At 40.7% G+C, this 22,998-nt stretch carries 19 protein-coding genes, 1 pseudogene and 2 riboswitches; of the genes and pseudogenes, 7 read left to right on the top strand and 13 right to left on the bottom strand.

The window, feature by feature from the left end:
* The first annotated feature begins 99 nt into the window (after nt 1–99).
* The 4 genes from CJ483_RS19865 (at nt 100) to CJ483_RS19850 (ending at nt 5,201) form a co-directional block, all read left to right on the top strand.
* On the top strand, nt 100–1,620 hold the full coding sequence (locus tag CJ483_RS19865) for a PAS domain-containing sensor histidine kinase (RefSeq protein WP_182917116.1): 1,521 nt from the start codon (nt 100–102) through the stop codon (nt 1,618–1,620).
* Nucleotides 1,621–1,774: 154 nt separating this feature from the next.
* The gene (locus tag CJ483_RS19860) at nt 1,775–2,206 is read left to right on the top strand and encodes a hypothetical protein (protein WP_120036921.1); all 432 of its coding nucleotides are present in this window, start codon (nt 1,775–1,777) and stop codon (nt 2,204–2,206) included.
* 197 nt (nt 2,207–2,403) lie between these two features.
* The gene (locus CJ483_RS19855) at nt 2,404–3,435 is read left to right on the top strand and encodes an acyltransferase family protein (protein WP_120036919.1); all 1,032 of its coding nucleotides are present in this window, start codon (nt 2,404–2,406) and stop codon (nt 3,433–3,435) included.
* A gap of 14 nt (nt 3,436–3,449) precedes the next feature.
* A complete protein-coding gene (locus tag CJ483_RS19850; RefSeq protein ID WP_120036916.1) occupies nt 3,450–5,201 on the top strand; it encodes a B12-binding domain-containing radical SAM protein in 1,752 nt (583 codons plus the stop codon).
* Between the two features lie 69 nt (nt 5,202–5,270).
* Here CJ483_RS19850 and CJ483_RS19845 read toward each other — a convergent pair whose 3' ends face one another.
* From CJ483_RS19845 to CJ483_RS19830, 4 genes are all read right to left on the bottom strand, one after another.
* Complete coding sequence (locus CJ483_RS19845; protein WP_120036914.1) at nt 5,271–6,017, bottom strand: anti-sigma factor; 747 nt, start codon at nt 6,015–6,017, stop codon at nt 5,271–5,273.
* Nucleotides 6,018–6,572, bottom strand: coding sequence for an RNA polymerase sigma factor (locus tag CJ483_RS19840; protein ID WP_120036912.1), 555 nt, complete (start codon nt 6,570–6,572; stop codon nt 6,018–6,020).
* 104 nt (nt 6,573–6,676) lie between these two features.
* Nucleotides 6,677–7,141: a COG4315 family predicted lipoprotein gene (locus tag CJ483_RS19835; protein ID WP_120036910.1), complete on the bottom strand. Its 465-nt coding sequence runs from the start codon at nt 7,139–7,141 to the stop codon at nt 6,677–6,679.
* A gap of 23 nt (nt 7,142–7,164) precedes the next feature.
* On the bottom strand, nt 7,165–7,947 hold the full coding sequence (locus CJ483_RS19830) for an extracellular solute-binding protein (RefSeq protein WP_120036908.1): 783 nt from the start codon (nt 7,945–7,947) through the stop codon (nt 7,165–7,167).
* A 1,238-nt stretch (nt 7,948–9,185) separates the two neighbouring features.
* Between CJ483_RS19830 and CJ483_RS19820 the strand changes: the two genes are divergently transcribed.
* A complete protein-coding gene (locus tag CJ483_RS19820; RefSeq protein ID WP_182917115.1) occupies nt 9,186–9,686 on the top strand; it encodes a C40 family peptidase in 501 nt (166 codons plus the stop codon).
* Between the two features lie 129 nt (nt 9,687–9,815).
* Here CJ483_RS19820 and CJ483_RS19815 read toward each other — a convergent pair whose 3' ends face one another.
* The 6 genes from CJ483_RS19815 to CJ483_RS19795 form a co-directional block, all read right to left on the bottom strand.
* Nucleotides 9,816–10,595 (bottom strand): TerC family protein, encoded by a 780-nt coding sequence (locus tag CJ483_RS19815; protein WP_120036901.1) that lies wholly within the window; start codon nt 10,593–10,595, stop codon nt 9,816–9,818.
* Nucleotides 10,596–10,695: 100 nt separating this feature from the next.
* Nucleotides 10,696–10,798, bottom strand: a riboswitch (yybP-ykoY riboswitch).
* 70 nt (nt 10,799–10,868) lie between these two features.
* Nucleotides 10,869–13,958, bottom strand: a complete 3,090-nt coding sequence (locus CJ483_RS19810) for an efflux RND transporter permease subunit (protein ID WP_120036899.1) — start codon at nt 13,956–13,958, stop codon at nt 10,869–10,871.
* Between the two features lie 158 nt (nt 13,959–14,116).
* On the bottom strand, nt 14,117–15,139 hold the full coding sequence (locus CJ483_RS19805; RefSeq protein ID WP_342754394.1) for a Na+/H+ antiporter NhaC family protein: 1,023 nt from the start codon (nt 15,137–15,139) through the stop codon (nt 14,117–14,119).
* Nucleotides 15,136–15,492: a hypothetical protein gene (locus CJ483_RS25545; RefSeq protein ID WP_342754393.1), complete on the bottom strand. Its 357-nt coding sequence runs from the start codon at nt 15,490–15,492 to the stop codon at nt 15,136–15,138. The genes CJ483_RS19805 and CJ483_RS25545 overlap by 4 nt, the downstream gene beginning before the upstream one ends.
* Nucleotides 15,493–15,667: 175 nt before the next feature.
* On the bottom strand, nt 15,668–17,254 hold the full coding sequence (locus tag CJ483_RS19800) for a peptide chain release factor 3 (RefSeq protein WP_120036897.1): 1,587 nt from the start codon (nt 17,252–17,254) through the stop codon (nt 15,668–15,670).
* 92 nt (nt 17,255–17,346) lie between these two features.
* Nucleotides 17,347–17,589 (bottom strand): YueH family protein, encoded by a 243-nt coding sequence (locus CJ483_RS19795; protein ID WP_120036895.1) that lies wholly within the window; start codon nt 17,587–17,589, stop codon nt 17,347–17,349.
* Nucleotides 17,590–17,945: 356 nt separating this feature from the next.
* Between CJ483_RS19795 and CJ483_RS19790 the strand changes: the two genes are divergently transcribed.
* Entirely contained in the window at nt 17,946–19,007 is a 1,062-nt protein-coding gene (locus tag CJ483_RS19790; protein ID WP_120036893.1) for an FUSC family protein, read from the top strand.
* Between the two features lie 147 nt (nt 19,008–19,154).
* Entirely contained in the window at nt 19,155–19,412 is a 258-nt protein-coding gene (locus tag CJ483_RS19785) for a GlsB/YeaQ/YmgE family stress response membrane protein (protein ID WP_120036891.1), read from the top strand.
* Between the two features lie 42 nt (nt 19,413–19,454).
* Here the strand turns inward: CJ483_RS19785 and metC are convergent, their stop codons facing one another.
* The 3 genes and pseudogenes from metC to CJ483_RS19770 form a co-directional block, all read right to left on the bottom strand.
* Nucleotides 19,455–20,624 carry a cystathionine beta-lyase gene (gene metC, locus CJ483_RS19780; RefSeq protein ID WP_120036889.1) on the bottom strand — a complete coding sequence of 390 codons (1,170 nt, stop codon included), beginning with the start codon at nt 20,622–20,624 and terminating at the stop codon, nt 19,455–19,457.
* 5 nt (nt 20,625–20,629) lie between these two features.
* Nucleotides 20,630–21,735, bottom strand: a pseudogene (locus tag CJ483_RS19775) (methionine biosynthesis PLP-dependent protein).
* Nucleotides 21,736–21,806: 71 nt separating this feature from the next.
* Nucleotides 21,807–21,910, bottom strand: a riboswitch (SAM riboswitch).
* Nucleotides 21,911–21,979: 69 nt separating this feature from the next.
* Nucleotides 21,980–22,981: an aliphatic sulfonate ABC transporter substrate-binding protein gene (locus tag CJ483_RS19770; RefSeq protein ID WP_120036887.1), complete on the bottom strand. Its 1,002-nt coding sequence runs from the start codon at nt 22,979–22,981 to the stop codon at nt 21,980–21,982.
* Between the last annotated feature and the right edge of the window lie 17 nt (nt 22,982–22,998).

Raw genomic sequence — 22,998 nt, 5'->3', positions numbered from 1 at the left:
AGTCGCCTGATGAAAATTTTTCCTTCATGTAAAGAAGAGAAAATAATAATAGTTTGCTATAATGAAACAGCAATGACTTTCTTAAAAGGACGAAACCGAATGAATAAACGTGAACGATCGATATATTTCTTTATTGTGGTGCTCCCAGCGATTCTATCTATCATTGGCTGTTATCACTTTCTCGCTGAACGTGCTGTTGAACAGCAGCGGGAAAAACTAGAGTGGGCGGCCACCCTTCATCGGAATCAGCTGGACCAATTCATTAACGAAACAAAAGTCAGCATGGATATTCTCGCCGTCAGTACCGAAGAGGAAGTTCAAACTTTAGGTAAAAAAATACAAGCATCAGATAAAGTGCAAACCATATTAAAAAGAATGGTTGGAAAGGACCCGCGTTACGGAGGCATTTATATACTGGATTTTGAAGGTAATCTGCTCATCGGAACAAACGATTTACTAAAACAATACAACCTCAGAAACAAACCATACATCAAAGAAGCACTATTAACGAAAGACACAGCTGTTTCCGATGAAGCGGAAACATTGTCTAATAATCAGCCTGTGATTGCTATTGCCACACCAGTAATGAAAGATGAACATGTAGAGGCGATTCTCGTGTCTCATATCCGGCTCGATTATTTGAAAAATATTATAAGAATGCTAACACCCGAGTATTCCGTTTCTATCGAGAACGCAAAGCAAATACCTATTTTTGCTGTTAACGAAAGACTGAATTCCGAAGAGATCGAACAGACCGTCGAGTACCCTCTCGCCCAACTGCCTTGGAATTTAATAGTCAAGATTAATAAATCTGATGAAAATCATCTGCTTCCTCTTACTCTACTATTTGGTGTAGCCATTATTGTCCTTCTTCACATCATCTTTTTACTTGTAAAGTATATGATGTTAAAAAGACAAACAAAGTTTGAGAGAATGCAGCAGGAAGCACAAAAACTGGAGTTGATTGGAACGTTAGCCGCGAGTACAGCTCATGAAATACGCAATCCACTAACTGGAATTAAAGGGCTCGTCCAGCTGTTAAATGAAAAATACAACCATCCAGAAGATGAATTTTACTTTGATGTAATTAATAAAGAAATTGGACGCATCAACCAGATTGTCAGTGAATTTTTGATTTTAGGTAAGCCAACTGCCCAAAAAATCCAAACCGTTGATATGAGAGAAATTATTTTTGACCTAAACCCGCTAATTCGTTCCGAAGCTAATTTGTATTGTATTGAGTATGAATTAACGCTTCCCGAGCAAGAACTTTGGGTACGAGTGAACACCGATCAGATGAAGCAAGTCCTCCTGAATCTTACAAAAAATGCCTTTGAAGCGATGGAAGAGGGAGGAAAATTGAGCTTAAATGTCTTAAAAGGAGAAGAAAATTGTTACATTACTATTGCCGATACAGGGCCTGGTATTACAAAAGAAGATTTGGAATTAATTTTCAAACCATTTTTCACTTCAAAGGAGAATGGGACGGGACTTGGCCTTGTCGTTTGTAAGAGAATTATTGAATCATTTGACGGCGTCATTGAAGTAGAAAGCGAATTTGGTTTTGGTACTGTTGTAAACATTATTCTTCCTCTTCAATCTCCTTATCTTGCTGAATAAATGCTTTTTAATAAGAGACCATTGCAAGCTATACTTGCAATGGTCTCTTATTATTTATGTAATTTTTATGTTTATGTTCTCTCGAAACAGGTTATATAGCATAGGGATACCGCCTTCAGAAAAACAACTTAAGAGAAATAAAGGAGAAAGAGACATGACTAAGATAGGATGGAATGAAGCGGCATTGGAATGGCACAGTGATTTTTTGAAAATTTATGACCCGTCTATTCACACATATAGAAAAATTCGTTCTCTTGATGAAGCAAAACAATTGATTAAACAATCCTCAGAGCCTTTTATTCGTACAGCTGCTGCGATTTATGCCTTGTCTATGGCAGCAGTACGCGCAACCTATACAGAAACGCAGATTTTCATTGCAAAGCTTGAGAGAGAGTCTCGTCGATTAAAGAAAATGCTTTCCTATTCTCCATTTTCCAGAGAATTGCTTGATCATTTATTGGAAGCAGGAAAGAAATCTCAATCAATTAATGGGATAAAAACGGATATTTACCATGAAGCAATCCGCTTATCTATCAAAATTGAAGATTATTTTAATATAGGAGAAAGCTTAAAACGCCGGGCTTGATAGCCGGCGTTTTTTTAAAAGATTTATCACTTTTTCGTTTTATTCATTTGCCTTTTCCCATAGAGATGTCTATATTTGGCTGCCTGCTTCCTTTTTGCATCATGGCGATTTAAACAGTTTTCCTGTATAATGCTATGTTGTATTTAAAATGATGTGGCAGCCGATGGTTACATAATACTTTTAATTAGGTGGAATTTATGTCTAAAAGAGATTATTATTTTGATAACGCAAAATTTATTTTAATTGTTTTTGTCGTGTTCGGTCATTTTATTCGCTCGTATATCGGTGATAATCCTGTCATCTTCGCTTTGTATACAACCATCTACTTGTTTCATATGCCAGGGTTTATTTTAGTATCAGGTTTTTTTGCTAAAAGCTTTTACAAAAAGGGCTACGTGAAAAAAACGGCCCAGAAAATTCTATTGCCCTTTTTTATTTTCCAAATTATCTATTCCTTTTTTTATTTTTACTTATACGAGGATAAAGCGCTCCATCTCGACTTGCTCGTACCTCATTGGTCATTATGGTTCTTATTGAGCTTGTTCTTTTGGAACCTATTGCTCGTCATTTCGGTTAAATGGCTAAAAATAAAGCCCGCGGTTCTGATTACTGCCTCCTTCGTTGTTGGTATTGCTATCGGCTGCATTGACGGCCAGCTGGACGTGTTAAGCTTTGCCCGTACGTTTATTTTCTTCCCGTTCTTTTTAATCGGGTATTATTTGAAAAAGGAACATTTCAACCTTCTCGCTCATAAATCTGTTCGTGCTGTTTTATTTCTCGGAGCGCTTGCCGTCTTCTATATGGCTCTTCAATTCCCAGATTTTGACCAGAGATGGCTGCTTGGTTCTTTCTCCTTTGCAGATTTAGGTAGTTCCAATGCAACTGGAATGCTCTACCGGATCGGTATTTATGTGTTAAGCTTTATCATGATCGCTGCTTTTTTCACTTTTGTGCCAAAAAAGAAATTCTTTTTTACCGACTGGGGTAGAAATACACTGTATGTTTACTTATTGCACGGCTTTGTAATCAAAACCTTCCGTGAAAGTGAAGTGAAAGAATCAGCTGAATCCATCGTCCTGCTGTTAATCGCTTCTTTGTTTTTAACTATGCTGCTCTCTTCATCAGTAGTGACAACTGTGGCGCAACCATTTATAGAAACAAGATGGTCCAAGCTAAAAAAAGTATTTTCTAATCGATATGAGGAAAGTAATATATCAGAAAAGCTATAAGGAGAATTTTATTAATGAACGTCGTTCTCAGCACATTAAACGCGAAATATATTCATACGAATTTGGCCATCCGCTATTTAAAAGCTTTCGCAGAACCAGACTATCAGGTGGAGCTGGCTGAATACACAATCAAGGATCCTGCCATTAACATTGTCACAGATCTGTATAAGCGCCAACCCGACATATTAGGGTTCAGCTGCTATATTTGGAACATAGAAGAAACACTCACTGTCGTTAAAATGATCAAAAAGGTGCTTCCTGAAACAACGATTATTCTTGGAGGACCAGAAGTTACTTATGATGTGCCCTATTGGCTTGAGCGGATTCCTGAAGCCGACTTTATCGTCATTGGTGAAGGGGAAGAAACGTTCAAACAGCTGCTCAGTGAAATAGACGGGAAGCAAAATTGGAGTGGTGTCAGCGGAATCGGTTACCTGGAAAATGGACAACCGAAGATTAATCCACAACGAAATAAGTTAGATTTACGTGACTTGCCTTCGCCCTTTCGGTTTGAAGAAGACAAATCACAACTATCCAAGCGAATTACGTATATAGAAACAAGCCGCGGCTGTCCGTTCCGCTGCCAGTTCTGCCTTTCTTCCATTGAAGTGGGCGTCCGTTATTTTAACCGTGAGGCTATTAAAGAGGACATTCGCTATTTAATGGCCAATGGAGCAAAAACCATCAAGTTTGTCGATCGAACATTTAACATTAGCCGCAGCTATGCGATGGAAATGTTTCAGTTTCTTATTGACGAACATGTTCCCGGAACCGTTTTTCAATTTGAAATTACCGCTGACATTATGCGGCCCGAAGTAATTGAATTCCTTAACGAAAACGCACCTAAAGGATTGTTCCGGTTTGAGATTGGGGTACAGTCAACGAATGACACAACCAATGAGCTTGTCATGCGCAAGCAAAATTGGTCCAAGCTCGTTCGCACGGTCACGATGGTGAAAGAAGGCGGAAAGATTGATCAGCATCTTGATTTGATTGCCGGTTTGCCTGAAGAAGACTATCGCTCTTTCCGTAAAACATTTAATGATGTCTTTGCACTCCGGCCAGAAGAACTGCAGCTTGGCTTTCTGAAGATGCTGCGAGGCACTGGCCTGCGTATACGGGCAGCTGAACATGATTATGTTTATATGGAACATGCACCATATGAGATTTTAGGTAATAATCTCTTATCTTTTTCAGATATTGTAAAAATTAAGCAGGTTGAAGATGTGCTTGAAAAGTACTGGAATGATCACCGCATGAATGAAACAATTGAATATCTCGTGACCCATTTCTTTGATACACCATTTGACTTTTTTCAGTCTTTTGGGGCTTATTGGGAAGAACAAAGCTGGGGCAGAATTGGCCATCAGTTAGAGGACTTGTTCAAACGTCTGCAAAAGTTTTTGCTTGCTGTCCATCCAGAGCGTTATCTAGAAATTGAAAGCATGATGAAATACGATTATTTAATGAACCAGCGGTACAAACCTAGAAAGCCTTGGTGGGAACCTGCACTAAAAAAACAGGAACGTTCTTTTCTTTATCAAAAAATCTTACAAAATCCTCTCCTCCTCGGCCCTGAATTTGCCAAGCTCGGTCTGACAGAGAGAGACATATATAAACATACGATGATTGAACCATTAACGATGTCCTTCGTAGACGGCAGCTGGTTGAAGCGTCCTAATTATCTTGTGGCTTATTTTGAACCGACAACTGGCCAGCCAACCATTTTCTTCATGGAAAACGAAGCAGCAACAAAGGCCATCTAATAATAACTTTCTTTCATGCCATCAGGCTGATTTCCTCTTGTCAGGAAAATCAGCCTGATTTTTTCGTAATTAGGAGGAGCCAACAATTTTTTCCCCACGTGGCTCGATACTGTATTGATCAGGCTCGACTGTAATGCCAATCTGATCAAACTTCAAATCCTGCGCAAGCTGATATGTCAATATTCCGGCTCCACTTTCATCCGGTTTAAATACGCCAGCACTTTCCCTCTTGCCGTTATTTAGCAGCCATACTTGGTAAACTTCTGACCCGGCCAACTGCGGCAAATGGTTCACTTGCACAACCAGGCTCCTTGTCTTTCCCTGCTGCAATATAACAGCAGAGCCACCGGTGTTTAGATGTTCAACTCCAAGCTCCGCAGCCTGGAGAGAGAATGTAGATACTACTCTCGCAGGCTGTTCATTGTTTTGGCTGCTTTGAGCCATTTCATTGCGCAAATGACTATTGGCAAATACTAAAACAATGACAAGCCCTGTTAATAGAAGAACGGTTATACTAGCTGCGGGCGGGAACTGTTTAAAAAGTGCATTTGTCCATTCATTTATATAAGCCCTCCCTGCTTTCTTTTCATTTTCTTCTTTCTCATCAAAAATAAAGTCCATCACTTCTGATTTTAACGTTTCCGGTACCTCTTGTTCCTCTATGTCTAAATATAAGGAATGCCAGACATCGGTCATTTGCTCATACTCCTTTAAACAGTCAGGGCAGCGCTGCAAATGCTCTTTGAACCTTCTCTTTTTCCTTTTATCCAGATCATTGGCAATAAATGAAAGCAGGTAGTCACATTCCCTGTCCATCTACAAATCCTCCACTTCTAGATACTTTTTTAATTGTTTTAAAGACTGATGCAACCTGCTCTTCACCGTCCCGACTGGTTCATTCTCCATTTGAGCGATTTCTGTTAAGGAAAAACCTTTCCAATAAAATAAATCAATTAATCTTTGTTGTGCCGCATTTAGCTTGTTTTTCGCAGCTGATACCGCGTTGGAAGTTAATCTTTGTTCTATTTCATCCACAGGATTAGTCCATTTCATAAAAGTATGCTCATAAATTTGCTCATTATTTTTAATATGTAGACTATCTTTTCGAATGTAATCCACACACACATTCCGTGTAATCGTCAAAAGCCAACTAGTAAATTTTCCTTTCGTAGAATTATAGCTGCTCTTTGTCGTCCATAGCTTGAGAAAAACCAGCTGAACCATTTCCTTAGTCGAGTCTGCATTCCCATTTGAAAATTTAAACGCGAAGCTGTAAATCAATTTTGCATAACGGTCATACAGCTCCTCCAGGGCAGGCCGGTGTTTGTTCATCACCAGCCTCATTAACTCCTCGTCGCTTTTCCCCTTCAATTAATCCCACCCTCCTTACAGTAGCCAACTATTCCCGGTTCATTAAGTTCCCTATACAATAAAGAACCGCCGCTCCTGCGGCCGTTCTATGAATCTATCTTTCCCTACTGAAAATTAATATTTTTATTTACAATATACCAAACGCCCTTTACTCCCTGTCCCTTTCTATCTCCTTCCTGTTTGTCTCCAGCAAAGTAATAAAGCGGATAACCTTTATATGTTACTTGCTCTTGCCCGTCATCCTCTCTTGTTATAGACCCAAAATCTTCTTTCTTGTATCCTGTTGGCACTTCAAACTCCTTTTCTGTAAATGGCGGCCATTTTTTTAAGCATTCATCTCTGCAATTGCTTGTCCCCTCTTTATCCTTTTTAAAATAATAAAGAGTGATCCCTTTAGAATCAGCGAGATATTCACCAACCGATTGATCTTCAAGTAGCCTTAACTCTGGTGCTTCCTTTACCGGGGCATCTTTGACCGCTGCTGATTCACTCGGGTTTTCTGCTTTTCCACATGCTGACAAAACGACTAAGGCTGAAAATATACATAGGAGCCATCGTTTTTTATTCATTCTTTCCCCTCTCCTTTCATTGCTTATTTCCATCCCCATTTTTGAAATACTTGATGGGACTCTTCAGTCTTTAAATAGTTAATAAACAATCGGGCTTCTTTCCTGTTATCTGTTCTCTTAGCCATGCTAATTGGTGTCCCTCTGTACAGCTTATCTTGCTCGGGAAGTTGTATTAGATCGGTGGCATCTTTCAGCCGATAATGCCACGATTCATAAGTAATCCATGCATCGTACTTAGAGTTCTTTTTCCATAATTCAATCGCTTCCGCACTTGTTTTAACGGATATCCTGATGTTTTTTCTGATACCTGGAATTAATCCTTTTCTCCCCGCTAAGTCTTCCCAAAGCCCAAATTGGCCTGCTCCATTTACATCAATGATTTGAATGCCTTTTTTCGTTAAGTCGTCCAGCGACTGAATATTCTTAGGATTACCTTTTCTAACCAAAATTCCTGCCGGACGTGTGTAAAGCTCTGTCCTTGTTTTTTCGTCAATTATATTAGGGTAGCTCAGCATAAAATTAGTGAGCATATACTCTGAACCGCCATAAATGATATCCGCATCTTCCTTGGCTTGATCGATCCATTTTTCTTCCGGCCCGCTCGTTACTTCTACTTTTATTCCCGTTTCTTTCGCAAATCGAGTGGCAAGTTCATCGATTGGACCAAAGGGGCCACCCGGTCCATAGACTTTTACGCTGTTTTCTTTGTTCATGGCCTCTCCTTTTTTAAGTACAGCTGAGGGAATGATCCCAAATAAAGCAAGCAACATAACTAACAATCCTGTTAACCACACACCTTTTTTCATTTTTGCCCTCCTCCTTATCGCTTTGCTCCTTTACATTAAATAACGATTAAAAACAAAGAACGGTTTTTATTCATTGCTTATTTCAAAAAATGCAGCTATTTCTATAGTCCGATAAATAGATTCTTTTTATTGCATAGATCGTCAGAAACAGCTGTATTAGTATGAAAAACTTCTTAACCAGACTCTTCAAAACTCATTGATATTTATTAAAAATTGGATATTACTAAGCCTAAGAAACTGTTTTTCACAAGGGCATCCGTGTTACTGCACAATTCTTTTAAATTTTATCCAGGCAGGGTTAATCCCCCTTATTAATATAAGAGCCAGAATTCCTGTAATAAACTTACAGGGGCTTCAAAAACAGTAGTCTTAGACTTGCTCTTTTCCAAGAGATTCTTCATTGGTACGATAGGATGCTGAAAATAGACAGCGAACTAGCACACGAAACTCAGGATAAACTCTTTCTTTCAGTGCAGCTATTATGTAATGATTTTTAAGCTTTTTATTATACTTTTCTCCTCTTTATTTTGTATAGTAAAATTATGAAGGGCATCCAATAAAAGGAGGTGAATGGCAACTGCGTGTAGAAAAACATTTACGATATCTATACTCTTATATCTTCTCTGAGCGGATGCAACCTTTTGCCTGACCCAGCCATTTTAATTTAGGCACTGCAAGTCACAAAAGCAGCAGAAGCTAATGAAAGCTCTTTTCCATTCTCCCCCTTCTTGTCTTCTGAGGCGGTTATTGTGACGCCGATAGAGCTTGTAGGGAGCCAAGCAATCTAAACAATTGTCTTTAAGAGAGGTGGAATGGATAAGCTCTTCGTTGTTTATAAAACAATGCCCCCTCTTCTCTATTTGTTCATATGTAAAAAAGAAGGAACAGGGAGAAAAGATAGGAAAAGAGGGTAATAGATACAATATCAGCTGGATGACAGCTGCTGAAACGTGCAAGAGGGAGGCCGGCAGGCTGGAAGATCAGAGAACTATCAAGGACTCTCTTTTTTAAAAAAGGAATAGTGTTTGCTATCGGCGTGTATCCAGAAAAAATTGAAAACCTATAGAAGCAGGCTCTCTTTTTATGAAACTCGCCTAGAAAGAGAGAACAGTAGCAATGAATGGCAAAGCGGAACGGGGCTTATCCAGTCTAATGCAGGCAGCTGCTCCTTAACAAACTAGCTGGACCATTCATGTGAAGCTACAATTACTTTAATGATGACAATGGAGGAATGTAAAATGAAAAAGAAAATAGTTGGTTTCGGATTAGCAACAATGATGGTATGTTCTGCGGGTACTTCAGTATTCGCTTCATCTCCTGCTGCACCTTCACAACAAACGGCTCAAAAACTCACACCCCAGCAACAAGTTAAAAATATTACCGATTATGCTCTTAAGCTGAAAGGTGTGCCTTTTAAAGCGGGGGGAACGACAATTAAAGGTTTCGATTCTTCCGGATATGTTCAACATGTCTACGGAAAATATGGGGTGAAATTACCACGCAACTCAGCAGAAATCTATAAAAAAGGAAATCCAGTTGCTAAAGATCAGCTTAAAAAAGGCGATTTGGTTTTCTATAACACAACGGGAAAGAAAGGCAACACAATTAGCTTTGTAGCCATTTATTTAGATAAGGGTCAAATGATCGGTGTTTCCACTAAAAACGGAGTATCTATTATCGATATGAACAACAGCTATTGGAAAACAAAATATGTAGGTGCCAAGAGAATCATTAAATAACCTCTCTATTATTCGATGATTTTCATTATTTCTGAACTCACATAACTAAAGCGCAGCCGATGGCTGCGCTTTAGTTTGTAGATAGAATTTATCTTCAACTATCATTCATTTAAGTGTTGACGTCATGATTTATTGCTCGGATGTGTTAACTGGTCCTTTTTTTCTGGCAAAGATATAACCTCCGAGAGCAAGAGCCACAAGAACAATCCAGAATGTTAATTTCCATGGAGTAGATTCAGGGAAATGCTCATCAAGAATATGCACTTTCGGATGGGATAAGGTAAAGACTGCTAACTTTACACCGACCCAGCCTACAATCATAAAGGCTGCTGTCTCTAATGTTGGATAATTTTGCAGCAACTTAACAAACCACGTAGCAGCAAAACGCATAATAACTACACCAATTAATCCACCAAGGAACATAACAATGAACTGTCCGGCATCAATTCCGCCAATATGGAACCATCCAGTCGGCTGCAGAGTAACGGCTAAAGCTACAGCTGCCAGCATGGAATCAATAGCAAAAGCGATATCTGCTATTTCTACCTTTAATACTGTCACCCAGAAAGAAGAGCCTTTTGATTCTTTCACTTCATGCTCTTCCTCCTCACCCTTTCCTTTGTTCTTCCATGTTTTATACAAGTGGTTAAAAGAGATGAAAAACAGGTAAAGGGCACCGATGGCCTGTACTTGCCACACTTTCACTAGAAACGTAATGAGAAATAAAGCGATAAAGCGGAAAATAAAAGCTCCGACCAACCCATAGAATAAAGCCTTCTTTTGCTTCTCTTTTGGCAAGTGCTTAACCATAACCGCCATAACCACGGCATTATCAGCGGCAAGAATCCCCTCAAGCGCCACTAGTACGAGTAGTACCCAGCCGTACTCCAATAACATTGCTGCATCCATTGATAAAATCTCCTCCTGTAATCCTTTAGTATTTTTCTCCAATTCCTTCAAATTTAAACAACAAAAAAGACCTTTGCCTTTAATAGGCAAAGGTCTTGCTGGACATGCTTCTACTCATGTCAACAAAGCCGATGGATACCATCCATGAATTGACGACTTTGTTTTAGGTAAGATACCTAACGCTACTCCCCTTTGACTTGCGTCACTGAAGATTCTGTTGTTTGTATCTTCAGTATAAATCTTCCTAGGCAGCTTGTAAACATTTTTTTTATTTTAATTGTCTTTTTTTATTTCATTGCCTTTTTTCTTATTTAGGTTTCTGGTTTCTTTGTCAAAGAAACTATAGACAACAGGAATAACGAATAGAGTTAACAATGTACTCGACAATAGGCCGCCGATCACAGTAATTCCCATCGGCTGGTTAATCTCCGTACCCCCTCCAAGCCCTGCTGCCAGCGGAACAAGGCCAAGGATGGTTGTTAAAGCCGTCATTAGAATTGGACGTGCCCGATCTTTCGCCGACTCTATAATCGCCTCATAACTGTTGAGCCCGCTTCTCTTTCTTTGGATAATGTAATCCACAATCACGATGGCATTATTAACGACAATGCCGGCGAGAATAAGTATGCCAATTACGGCCGGTATACTTATTGGTGTTCTCGTCATTACCAGGGCAAGAGCGACGCCAACGACCATAAGCGGTACAGTAAACATGATAACAAATGGATACTTAAATGATTCATACTGTGCAGCCATGACAATGTAAATTAGGACAATGGCCAATACAAGCGCAAGAATCATATCATTAATAGAGCTTTCCAATAAATCCCGATCGCCACCAAATGTGATCGTTGTGTCCTCAGGTAGATCAAGTCCAGCTATCTTTTCATCTACCTTTTCAGAAACAGCTCCCAAGTTCGTACCGGCTGTATACTTCGTTGTAAACTGTACAGCCTCCTGTTGGTTAATGCGCTGAATCACTACCGGCCCTTGCTGCACTTTAATATCTGCCAATGTCTCCAATGGGTAAAAGTTGCCTGCCGGAGTCTTTATGAGCAATTTTTTTAGCTTATCTACATTTTTCGTTACTTGTTCATTATAGCGGACAACTACCGTTTGGACGGCAGAGTTTTTATTGATAATTTGTGTAGCAGTGACCCCTCTCGTTGCATCATTAACAATGGAAGCAATTTGCGCCGGAGCCAGCCCTGCTGCCAGTGCCTGATCTCGCTTGATCTTTATTTGTATTTCTTTTACAGTTTCTTCTCTATTCATTGATACTTCTGTAATGTCATTGATGCTGGCAACGGCTTTCTCTACTTTCTTAACTGTGTGATCAAGCCGTTCCGGATTCATATCACGTACGTTAAACGTTAATGTTTGCGGGCTGGAGCCTGATGCCGACTGCATCTCGAATGTGACTTCCGCCGTCCGGTTAACAAGACGGGCAGCCTTCTCGACATCCGGTTTCACGTCATCAACAAACGCAAAAACAGAGCGTTCTCTTTTTTCAAGCGGCTTTAATTTTACATATAGCTCAGCCTTATTGGAAGAACCGGTGCCTCTAAAGGAATCTTCCTGAGTTGAGCCTACAAGGCTAACATAGACGTCTACATCCTTCTCTTTTCCTAATTCTTTTTCTATCGCTTCAACAACTTTATTTGTCTCTTGTAAAGAAGTTCCCTGCTCCACTTCCATTCGAATGTTAAAAAAGCCCTCATCGGTTGCCGGGAGAAATTGGGAGCCAACCGTTGTCAGCCCCCATCCACCGACAACAAGCATAACAAGCGATATCAGAATGACGAGCAGCCGATGGCGCAATGACCAGCGAATGGCCGACTCATACCGCTCGGCAATCTTTGATTCTTTTTTTATGTTTTTCTGGGACTCGGGAAGCTTCAGCCACCGGCTGGCCATCATCGGAATAACGGTCAAGGCGACGATGAGGGAGGCTGCCAGGCTAAAAGAAATGGTCAAGGCAAATTCTTTAAAGATTTGACCGAGAATTCCCGAAATGAAAACAACCGGTAGAAAGACAGCTACTGTTGTTAATGTGGAAGCCGTAATGGCTGCTCCTACTTCCTTCGCTCCGTCGCGGGCCGCCTGCCGAGAATCTTTCCCCATCGATAAGTGACGGTAAATATTCTCAATGACCACAATGGCATTATCAACAAGCATGCCGATCCCCAAGGCGAGTGCTCCAAGAGTCATAATATTCAAATTAAAGTCGGCGAAATACATAAGTACAAATGTAACGATCACCGAATAAGGAATGGCTACTCCAATAATAAGAGGGCTCTTCACATTCCTTAAAAAAGCAAACAAAACAAGCATGGCTAACACTCCGCCCAAAAGAAGCGAACTGCCGATGTTTCCAATAGCTAGACGAACGTAATCCCCCTGGTCAAACAAAATATCCGCTTTAATGCTTTCGTAGCGCTTTTCTCCCATCAATTGATCAAGCTTCTCTTGGAATTGTTTAGATACTTCTGCTGTGTTGGCATCAGCTTGCTGCAAGACGCTTAACAGAACAGCAGGATGCTTATTGGCTCTCGTAAAGCTGCCTGTTTCTTTTTTCTTTGATTGGACAGCAGCCACATCACCAATCGTAATCTCTTCTCCACTAAGTGGATTAACTGTCACTACTAGATTTTTCACTTCTTCCATATCTGTCAGTTGGCTGACAATTCTCGTGGTCAGCGACATGCCCTCTGATTCAACAGGACTGCCCGGAAGAGAAATATTATTCGCTTGAATTAATTGCACAATATCAGACTGTGCTAAATGGTATTGTTTCAGCTTTGTCTCATCCAATTGAATGACAATCTCCTCATCAAGCGTGCCGGAAACGTTTACACTAGCGATCCCCTCGACTGTCATTAAATCTTTCTCCAACTGATCAGCCAGCTCTTGCAACTCTTTTTCATTTCCAACAGACTGCAGAGATAATTGAATAATAGGAAATTGAGAAGGGTCAAACTTCATAAATTGAGGCTTGCTTACATCTTTCGGAAGAGGCGTCCGATCAATTCGCTGGAGAACATCCGATTGAACATCATCAATGTTTGTGCTCCAGGAAAATTCCATGAGAATTAAATTAGAGCCTTCTCTCGTTGTCGATGTAATGTTCTTGATCCCTGGAAGGGTCGATAAGCTCCCTTCCAGCGGTTTTGTTACTTTTTCAACAACCTCTACCGGGCTTGCCCCTTCATAAGAGGTGACAACAACGGCAATCGGAGGATTAATATCAGGAATCAATTTCAATGGTATTTTTAATAAAGAAACTACGCCGAGAATGATTATTAAAAACATAACTACGGTCGTAAAAACAGGTCTCTTGATAGAAAAGTTGCTGATTCTCAAAATAAATCTCCTTTCGGCTAGTTTTCACTTTTAAATGATTTGTCCTTTTAACTATAATGCACTGCTATATACTGTTCAACTTTAATGGCAGATTCATACAACTAAAGAAAAATCTATAAAAAAGAAGAACGCACTGTGCGCTCTTCTTTTTTATGCGACTACTTTTTTGTTAATGTCCACCCAGTCATCCCATACAAAATAGTAAGCACTGGACTCAATAGACAGAAAAAAGCAAATGGTGCATAATCGATAGTCGCCACGCCAAGCATCTTCGTTATAAATACACCACATACGCCCCAAGGAACAAGTGGATTAATAACTGTGCCGGCATCTTCTAATGTTCTCGATAAATTTTTTCGCGCCAATCCGACTTTCTCGAATTGATGTTTAAAAGCTTCTCCTGTTAGTAGAATCGATAAATATTGCTCACCAATAATAAAGTTAATGCCGATCGCAGAAAAAGCGGCGGCTGCCACTGTGCTGCCCACTTTTCGTAAATACTGCTCAATGGCTTCAAATAAGCGAGGCACGATGCCAAGCGAAAATAAAAGTCCACCCAACCCCAAAGAGAGCAAGACAAGGGAAACAGTAAACATCATGCTGTCAAGTCCCCCTCTTGTCAGCAAAGCATCCACATCCGCATTTCCTGTCTTTGACACAAAGCCAGAAAATAGGATGGCCCATACTTCAGGAAAAGATTTCCCAGAATGGAAAAAAGATAGCAGTACGCCGAATACGGAGCTGAGGGCAAGTGTAACAATTGGCGACACCTTCTTCACCGATAAGACGAAAAGCAGCAAGAGCGGCAGCCATGCATACCAATGAATGAGGTCCATTTTTTCTAATGCCACCTTAATGGCCTCTACTTTCGGAAATTGTGTCTGTTCCACTTGCGGTGAAATAACACCGAATAAAACAAGTGTGATAAAAAAAGCGGGAACGGTTGTCCAGCACATATTACGTATGTGCGTAAACAAGTCCACACCGACAATGGATGCTGCCAGGTTCGTCGTATCTGAAAGCGGGGACATTTTGTCTCCAAAGAAAGCGCCGGATACAATAGCTCCAGCTGTAATGGCGGCTGAAGCATCCACAGCCTGGCTTACCCCTAGAAAAGCAACACCAATCGTAGCAACAGTGGTTAACGAACTTCCAATGCCTAGTCCGACGATCGCTGTCACAATAAAAACAATGCTATAAAAAAGTGCGGGGTAACAAGGTCGAAAGCTGTATAGATCATTGTAGGAATTGTACCTGACAACATCCAACTGCTAATTAGCACACCAATAAGAAAGAAAATAAAAACAGCACCCATTCCGCTTTTTGCCCCGTCAATCATCCCCTCTTCCATTGCTCTTAACGGGATTTTTTTAAAAGCACCATACGTAAGCAACACAAAAATAGCAAGCAGAATAGGAATATGCGGCACAGATTCAAGTTTGATGATCGAGAAGCTGATCAATGCTACGATCATTATCGTTAAAATAAGTGCAGCCGACAAAGAAGGCTTTGCCTTTGATTCAATTCTAAACATTATGTCCACCTCAAATGTTGTCCCTAACTTTTTTGCTTGAACGCTTTTATGCGTTGAAGTAACTCTATTCATTATTAACGACGATGATTTTACTGTCAATCGTTTTTTTAAAATAATAACTTTTTAAAAAATAGTCTGTCCTAAGGACAGACTATTTTTTATACAACTATTGCAATTAACGTGTTTCTTCTTCCAGTGGATGATAAAGCTTAATTTGTTCATTTTTATCCTGAAACCAGCGGAGCGCAAATTCATTCTCAAATAAAAAGACGAGCTTTCCTTGTCGGTCTTTCACGAGTAAGCTTCGTGAACTGGACAGGCTTTCTTTCACTGCCTCTTCATTTTCCACCCAGCGGGCAATTTTAGATCCCATCGGCTCCATGATCACCTCGGAATTGTATTCACCTTTCATCCGATGTTCAAACACTTCAAACTGCAGCTGGCCGACCGCACCGAGAATATAGTTTTCGGTATGCAGTGTTTTATAGAGCTGAATAGCTCCTTCCTGAACAAGCTGTTCAATGCCTTTATGGAAGCTTTTTTGCTTCATTACATTTTTAGCGCTCACTTTGACAAATAGCTCAGGAGCAAACTGCGGCAGCTTTTCGTATTGGAAGAGTGGCTTTCCACCCACTAGTGTGTCGCCAATCTGATAGTTCCCTGTATCGTACAAACCAATAATGTCCCCGCTAACCGCTTCGTTCACGGTACTGCGGTCATCTGCTAGAAACTGTGTTGACTGTGACACTTTTGATGTCTTGCCTGTTCTTGTCAGCGTAACACTCATCCCCCGCTCAAATTTCCCTGAACAGATACGGAAGAAAGCAATTCGATCACGATGGGCCGGGTTCATATTAGCCTGGATTTTAAAGATAAATCCAGAAAACTGTTCGCCGGCAGGATCAATTTCCCCTTGGTCGGACTGACGCGGCTGAGGAGGAGGAGCAAATTGCAAGTATGTTTCTAAAAACGTCTGAACACCGAAATTAGTTAAGGCACTGCCGAAAAAGACAGGTGTCAGTTCTCCTTCTGCGATTCTTTCTTTAGAAAATTCATTGCCCGCTTCTTCCAACAGCATGACTTCTTCAAGCATTTGATCATATAAAGCAGATTTTTTAATTTCATGGTCCACTGCTAATTCTCCCTCGTCATTGAGAGGAAGAAAACGGTCTTCTTCTTTCTCCGTACGAAATTGTTCGATCCGTTCGTTGAAGCGGTCGTAAATACCGAAAAACTCTTTTCCCATGCCGATTGGCCAGTTCATCGGATAGGATTCAATACCGAGCACCTCTTCAAGCTCTGCCAGCAGTTCAAGTGGCGGTTTCGATTGACGGTCTAATTTATTAATAAACGTAAAAATTGGGATGCCCCTCATTTTACATACTTTAAATAGTTTCTTTGTCTGTGCTTCAATCCCTTTAGCCGCATCAATAATCATGACGGCACTATCCACCGCCATAAGCGTACGATACGTATCTTCACTGAAATCCTCATGTCCCGGTGTATCAAGAATGTTCACATGACAATCTTGGTAATGGAATTGCATAACGGAAGAGGTAACGGAAATTCCCCGTTGCTTTTCGATTTCCATCCAGTCTGATGTAGCAAACTTTCCAGTTTTCTTTCCTTTTACTGTCCCGGCATCGCGGATTGCGCCTCCAAACAGCAGCAGTTTCTCAGTCAATGTCGTTTTCCCCGCATCTGGATGGGAAATAATTGCAAATGTTCTCCTGGAGAGAACTTCTTCTTTTAATGAAGCCATATGGTAGCCAATCCTTTCAAAAATAAAATCCGTTCGCCTGTTGTTCACTTTCTACAAGAAATTAATATAACGGAAAAAGTATTTTACGTCCATTACATTTCGCATGTCCATTGATAAATGCGCTGGGCTATTTCCAAAGCCGCCTGTTCATCCAAAGACGTGCGATTCAAAGAAGCTGTAAGTCGCTCTACCAATTGCTCTCCTGACTCTTCATAAGTAAAAGAATTCGACCATTCAATAGAAGGAACAGCGATAACAAATGTTTCCTCTTTTTTATTCTCATAAATAAATACTTTTATTTCTTCACCGTTTGAATAGCTTTTTCTGATTTTCACGTTGAACCACCCTTATTTAAGACTATATACATATACTTAGACATTTTATCCATTTAATGAGTTACCCTCTTGCTGTCTATCTAATCATTCCATTATAAACTATACACTTGCAAGGCTAACAAGAAAAGATGAAGAGAGAAAAAGTATACATGATCTTTGGAGAGTTCTCGACTTTGTTGCTATTCTTCTCTTCTTCTTCTTTTAGAAGGAATGAAAACCTTCAATGGTCATGGTGTTCATCTGAGCAATCAGTCCTTTATAGACAGCTTTTGATACCGCCTTTTTTCCCTCCAAAAGCATTTACGGTATATGGTATACTCGGTTGTACGACAAAATGAAAAGATTCAGGTGGTTTTATGCATATTTTCCGACTTCCCGGCAGCCGTATTATAAAAACAGGGACGGCTGTTTTTATCACAGCTATTATTTGTGAAGCCCTTAACTGGCCTCCCGTTTTTGCTGTCATCACCGCGATTGTTACAATTGAACCGACAGTCGCTGCTTCCATTCAAAAAGGACTTATTCGTTTTCCTGCTTCTATCATTGGAGCAGCTTACGCTATGCTGTTTACCTATTTATTTGGGCACAGCGCACTGACATTTACACTGGCAGCCGTGTTGACTATCTTTACTTGCTCAAAACTTAAACTTGATGCCGGTCTGCTCGTTGCTACCTTATCGGCCATAGCGATGATTGAAGTAACAGAGGCCCACTTTGCACAGGCTTTCTTTACACGTCTTGGCACCACAAGCATTGGCCTGATTGTTTCGACACTGGTGAATTTATTTATTATGCCTCCTGATTATTCAGCCGAGATTTCAAAGAAGCTACATGTACTTCATACGAAAACGTCACGGTTATTAATCGATACAGTTGATGCTCTTTTAGAAGAGAAACATGCAGATAGCTTTAAGTTCATTTATCAGTCAGACCAACATTTATTTGAGAAAACTGAAACACTTTGTCATTTTCAACGAGAAGAATGGCGCTATCACCGTTCTACACAAGAAGAGCGCCGAAAAGTTCACTTTCACGTAAAAAAACTAGAGACACTGCGGCAAATTCATTTTCATCTTGGAAATTTACTCACTCTTGATCCTGAGCCTCTCTTCTGGAATTACACGCAAAAAGAACGTATTCGTCAGTCTGTATTGATACTAGCCTCTTTTATTGAAGATCCATCTAAAAAACAGTTAGAGCGCCCATTACATGAGTGTATGCAGCCTATTATAGAAGAGTTCTGGTATGCTAAAGCGGAAGCAGGTGCAGAATCTGAAGAAATGAACAGACTTTTTTCCATTGAAATCTCTCTTCTTTATGAATTGCTTGCTATTTTTGAATTAGCAGAAGAATTGGAGTCACACTCTATCTTCCTGCAAAAGCAATCGTCCCCTCCTTTGTATGATTATAGGAAATAAGCTTGTTGCTTTTTCCCACTTTGTGAAATTATAAACCAATTTTGGAAACTTTTTTTCTTTTTTAGTTGACTTTTTATGTTTTATATGAACGAATCCGGGAATAAATAAAGCAAGCACGGAACATAAAAAAAGTAAGGAGGAAACAAAATGGGCTTTATAATGTTTTTAATCGTTGGAGGAATCATCGGCTGGTTAGCCGGACTTATTTTAGGCAAGGACATTCCAGGTGGCATTATTGGTAACATCATTGCTGGTATCATCGGCGCTTGGATTGGTGGTGCACTTCTTGGAGATTGGGGTCCTGACATCGGCGGTATGGCGATAATCCCAGCTTTAATTGGTGCGATCATTCTTGTATTCGTTGTAAGCTTTATTATGAAGAGCATGAGTCGTGGCCGTGCTTAATTCTAATAAAAAACGGAAAGCTAACGCTTTCCGTTTTTTATTTTACAAAGAAATAGGTAATTTCACAACTTGCAAGGCTTCTTCAAAGTCACTGATTAAATCCTCCACAGATTCCAGGCCGACCGACAACCTTAACAGTCCGTCTGTAATCCCTCTCTTATACCGTTCCTCCCTCGGCATAGCGGCATGAGACATTTTTGCCGGATAAGACAAGATTGACTCTACTGCTCCGAGGCTGACAGCAAACACGGGAATCTTCACCTGATTAACGAACTTACGCACAGCCTCTTCATCTTTTAATTCAAAGGAGAGCACAGCTCCCGGACCGGTTGACTGGTAAGAATGAACGACGTGTCCCTCATGATCAGATAATCCTGGATAATAAACTTTTTCTACAAGCTCATGTTTTTGTAAAAACTCAGCTAATTTTTGTGCGGATTTAGAAGACTGTTCAAGCCGGACATGAAGAGTTTTCAAGCCTCTCAGCACAAGCCAGGCATCTTGCACACCAAGAACGGCTCCAAATGAATTCTGCAAAGCATACAAGCGATCACCCAGTTCTTTGTCTTTTGTTACAGCCAGGCCGGCTAGTACATCGCTATGTCCCGATAAAAACTTAGTAGCGCTGTGCAGAACAAGATCTACACCAAGATCAAGCGGACGCTGCAAAGCTGGTGTAAGAAATGTGTTATCCACAAATGTCAGGCAATTATTTGCTTTAGCCAATTTAACAATTCCCTTTATATCCGTTACTTTCAGCAATGGATTGGACGGCGTTTCCATATAAATTAATTTCGTATTCTCTTTTATGTTTGAGGCCACTTCATGCAGATTCGTCATGTCCACAAATGTATGTTCAATACCGAAACGGTTCAAGACACTTGTGACCATGCGATACGTGCCGCCGTATACATCTTCTGTAATTAATATATGGTCTCCTTTAGAAAGCAAAAGAAAGGCCGTAGAAATGGCTGCCATGCCTGATGAAAAGGCAAAGCCCCGCGTGCCGCCCTCAAGTTCAGCAATGGCAGTTTCTAACGCTTCTCGCGTCGGATTCCCAGAACGGCTGTAATCATAACTGCCAAATTGATCAAAGTCCTTTTGATGGAATGTAGAAGCATGCTGAATCGGTACACTGACCGCTCCGGTTCCTTCATCGAATTTATGGCTGTTATGCAATAGTTTTGTTTGGAAAGAATAATTATCACTCATATTTTTCACCCCTTCATGTTCTTGAAAGCTTGTGTCAAGTCAGCAATTAAGTCGTCTGCATGTTCAATTCCTACTGAAAAGCGGAGCAGGCGGTTACAAACACCGTTTTGAATGCGAACCTCTTCAGGCACATCCATATGTGTCTGCGTTGCCGGATAAGTAATGAAACTCTCGACTCCCCCAAGGCTTTCAGCGAATGTAATAAGCTTCAGATTTCTTAAGAAGTCGTCCACCCATTTTGCTGATTCTAACCGAAAAGAGAGCATTCCCCCCGTCCCGGATATAAAACATCAGTGACCTCTGGGCAACATCGCAGAAATTCTGAAATTTGCTTTGCATTTTGCTCATGTTGTTTCATACGCAGGCTCAGCGTTTTCATCCCCCGTACTAACAGCCAGGAATCCAGCGGGGCTAAAACAGCTCCGGCAGCATTTTGCATCTCTCCCACTGAAAGCGCCAGCTTCTCTCCTTTTACTGCGATCAAGCCGGCCAGCACATCGTTATGGCCTCCTAAATACTTCGTTGCACTATGAATGACAATATCAGCTCCCTGAGTTAGCGGACGCTGCAACAGCGGCGTGTAAAACGTATTGTCAACGATCAACAACAAGTCATGTTCTTTTGCCAATGCTGCCACTAGTTCAATATCTACTTCCTGCATAAGCGGATTAGTCGGTGTCTCCAAAAAGATCACTTTTGTTTTTTCTGTTATTTTCTTTTTCGCTTCGCTGATATCCTGAAAACTGTCATATACAAAAGATAAGCCGAATTTTTTCCATCCTTTCTCAAATAACCTATATGTGCCTCCATATAGATCAGCAGAGACGAGCCACTCATCCCCAGGTTCAGCCAATGCAAGAAGTGTCTGGATGGCCGCCATGCCTGAGGCAAAAGCAAAGCCTGCATCCCCGCCTTCCAAATCAGCAATCGCTTGTTCAACAATTTGTCGTGTTGGATTTCCTGTGCGTGTATAATCATAGCCGGTTGAACGGCCAATTCCCTCATGGCGATAAGCAGTTGAAAAATAGACAGGTGCATTCACTGTTCCCGTTGCTGTTTCGCTGCGATTCCCAATTTGTGCTAGCAATGTATCAATGTGTGTATGTGACATGTTCTTCTCTCCTTTATGTATGCGCGAAAAATAAAAAAGCCTTCTTAAGAAGAAGGCTTTTGATTATCTTCCTCTCATCTTCCGGGATGAAACCCGCTGGAGTTAGCACCTTGACTTTACGTAGCCGGTTGCTGAAGCATCATCGGGCCAGTCCCTCCGCTTCTCTTGATAAGAACCTATGAAATTTTAACTTTTTTTAAATGTACAGTAAAAAGATAGAAATGACAAGAGTTTTTTCAATATTTTATTTTTTGGCAAATTGATTATCAATCAAAGCAGTGAAATCAGGCTGTTTTTTTAGGAATTTCAAGTCATATGAAGAGTCAGCAAATTCCTGCACAACTTTTTCATTTACGTCAGCTGTGTACGTAATTCTTTTCCATGCACTATCAACCACATCTTTTGCCAATTCTTGTTTTGTATCTTTTTTAATCGCTGCAATCGTTAACTTTTTCGCTTCTTCTGGATTATTGTTAATAAAATCAATCGCTTTTTTATGAGCATCTACAATATCTTGCACAAGTTCAGGATCTTCTTTTATTAATTTACCGCTCGTGGCGAGTACGGAGTTAGGCAATGTCGTACCGAAGGCAATTTCATCACTATCCACAATAATCTTGGCTCCCTCTTCTTTAACAAGCAAGGAACCCCATGGTTCAGGAACAGCAGCAAGATCTACTTTGCCTGATTCAAACAGACCTGCATATTGGGCTGGCTTGCCTGTTGTATGCTTCATGCTACCACCAATCCGGTTTGATTCAAGACCGAAATCTTTAACGAATGTTTCCATTTGGACGTCATGTGTACAGCCAACACCTGGAGTAATAAATGTTTTGCCTGCAAAATCTTTAACAGAATTAATTCCGCTGCCTTTCCGGGCAACGATCACTGTGCCACCTGAAGAACTGCCGGCGACAATTTTCACGTCCGCTCCATTAGTAAAGTTGTTCATTACCGGTCCAGGCCCGACAAGCCCTGCCTGAACGTCTCCTGTTTTCAGGGCAACCATAAATGCCCCGCCATCCGGGAAGGATTTATATTCAACATCTACATCCTTACCAAGCGCTTCCTCGTAATACCCCTTTTCCCGGGCGATCATTGCCGGCACGTGGTCAAGGTTGGGAAAGTATCCAATGACGACTTTCTTTTTCTCTCCAGATTTTCCTTCTTCCGCTGAGTTGCAGCCGGCCAGTACACCCGCCAGCAAAAGCAGAATGAAGCCAAAATAACCAAGCTTCTTTTTCATATTCTCTCCCTCACTAA

Source organism: Bacillus sp. PK3_68 (assembly GCF_003600835.1).
Lineage (GTDB): Bacteria > Bacillota > Bacilli > Bacillales > Domibacillaceae > Pseudobacillus.
Note: the sequence above shows the minus strand (reverse complement) of the source record. Positions and strands in the feature narration are given on the sequence as shown.

Excerpts from the sequence above, each read along its gene's own strand:
- CJ483_RS19865 (WP_182917116.1), top strand. The coding sequence starts at position 100 with ATGAATAAACGTGAACGATCGATATATTTCTTTATTGTGGTGCTCCCA.
- CJ483_RS19790 (WP_120036893.1), top strand. The coding sequence starts at position 17,946 with ATGCATATTTTCCGACTTCCCGGCAGCCGTATTATAAAAACAGGGACG.
- CJ483_RS19835 (WP_120036910.1), bottom strand. The coding sequence starts at position 7,141 with ATGAATAAAAAACGATGGCTCCTATGTATATTTTCAGCCTTAGTCGTT.
- CJ483_RS19830 (WP_120036908.1), bottom strand. The coding sequence starts at position 7,947 with ATGAAAAAAGGTGTGTGGTTAACAGGATTGTTAGTTATGTTGCTTGCT.
- CJ483_RS19815 (WP_120036901.1), bottom strand. The coding sequence starts at position 10,595 with ATGGATGCAGCAATGTTATTGGAGTACGGCTGGGTACTACTCGTACTA.
- CJ483_RS19785 (WP_120036891.1), top strand. The coding sequence starts at position 19,155 with ATGGGCTTTATAATGTTTTTAATCGTTGGAGGAATCATCGGCTGGTTA.
- CJ483_RS19800 (WP_120036897.1), bottom strand. The coding sequence starts at position 17,254 with ATGGCTTCATTAAAAGAAGAAGTTCTCTCCAGGAGAACATTTGCAATT.
- CJ483_RS19845 (WP_120036914.1), bottom strand. The coding sequence starts at position 6,017 with ATGGACAGGGAATGTGACTACCTGCTTTCATTTATTGCCAATGATCTG.
- metC (WP_120036889.1), bottom strand. The coding sequence starts at position 20,624 with ATGAGTGATAATTATTCTTTCCAAACAAAACTATTGCATAACAGCCAT.
- CJ483_RS19860 (WP_120036921.1), top strand. The coding sequence starts at position 1,775 with ATGACTAAGATAGGATGGAATGAAGCGGCATTGGAATGGCACAGTGAT.
- CJ483_RS19855 (WP_120036919.1), top strand. The coding sequence starts at position 2,404 with ATGTCTAAAAGAGATTATTATTTTGATAACGCAAAATTTATTTTAATT.
- CJ483_RS19820 (WP_182917115.1), top strand. The coding sequence starts at position 9,186 with ATGAAAAAGAAAATAGTTGGTTTCGGATTAGCAACAATGATGGTATGT.
- CJ483_RS25545 (WP_342754393.1), bottom strand. The coding sequence starts at position 15,492 with ATGTTTAGAATTGAATCAAAGGCAAAGCCTTCTTTGTCGGCTGCACTT.
- CJ483_RS19850 (WP_120036916.1), top strand. The coding sequence starts at position 3,450 with ATGAACGTCGTTCTCAGCACATTAAACGCGAAATATATTCATACGAAT.
- CJ483_RS19770 (WP_120036887.1), bottom strand. The coding sequence starts at position 22,981 with ATGAAAAAGAAGCTTGGTTATTTTGGCTTCATTCTGCTTTTGCTGGCG.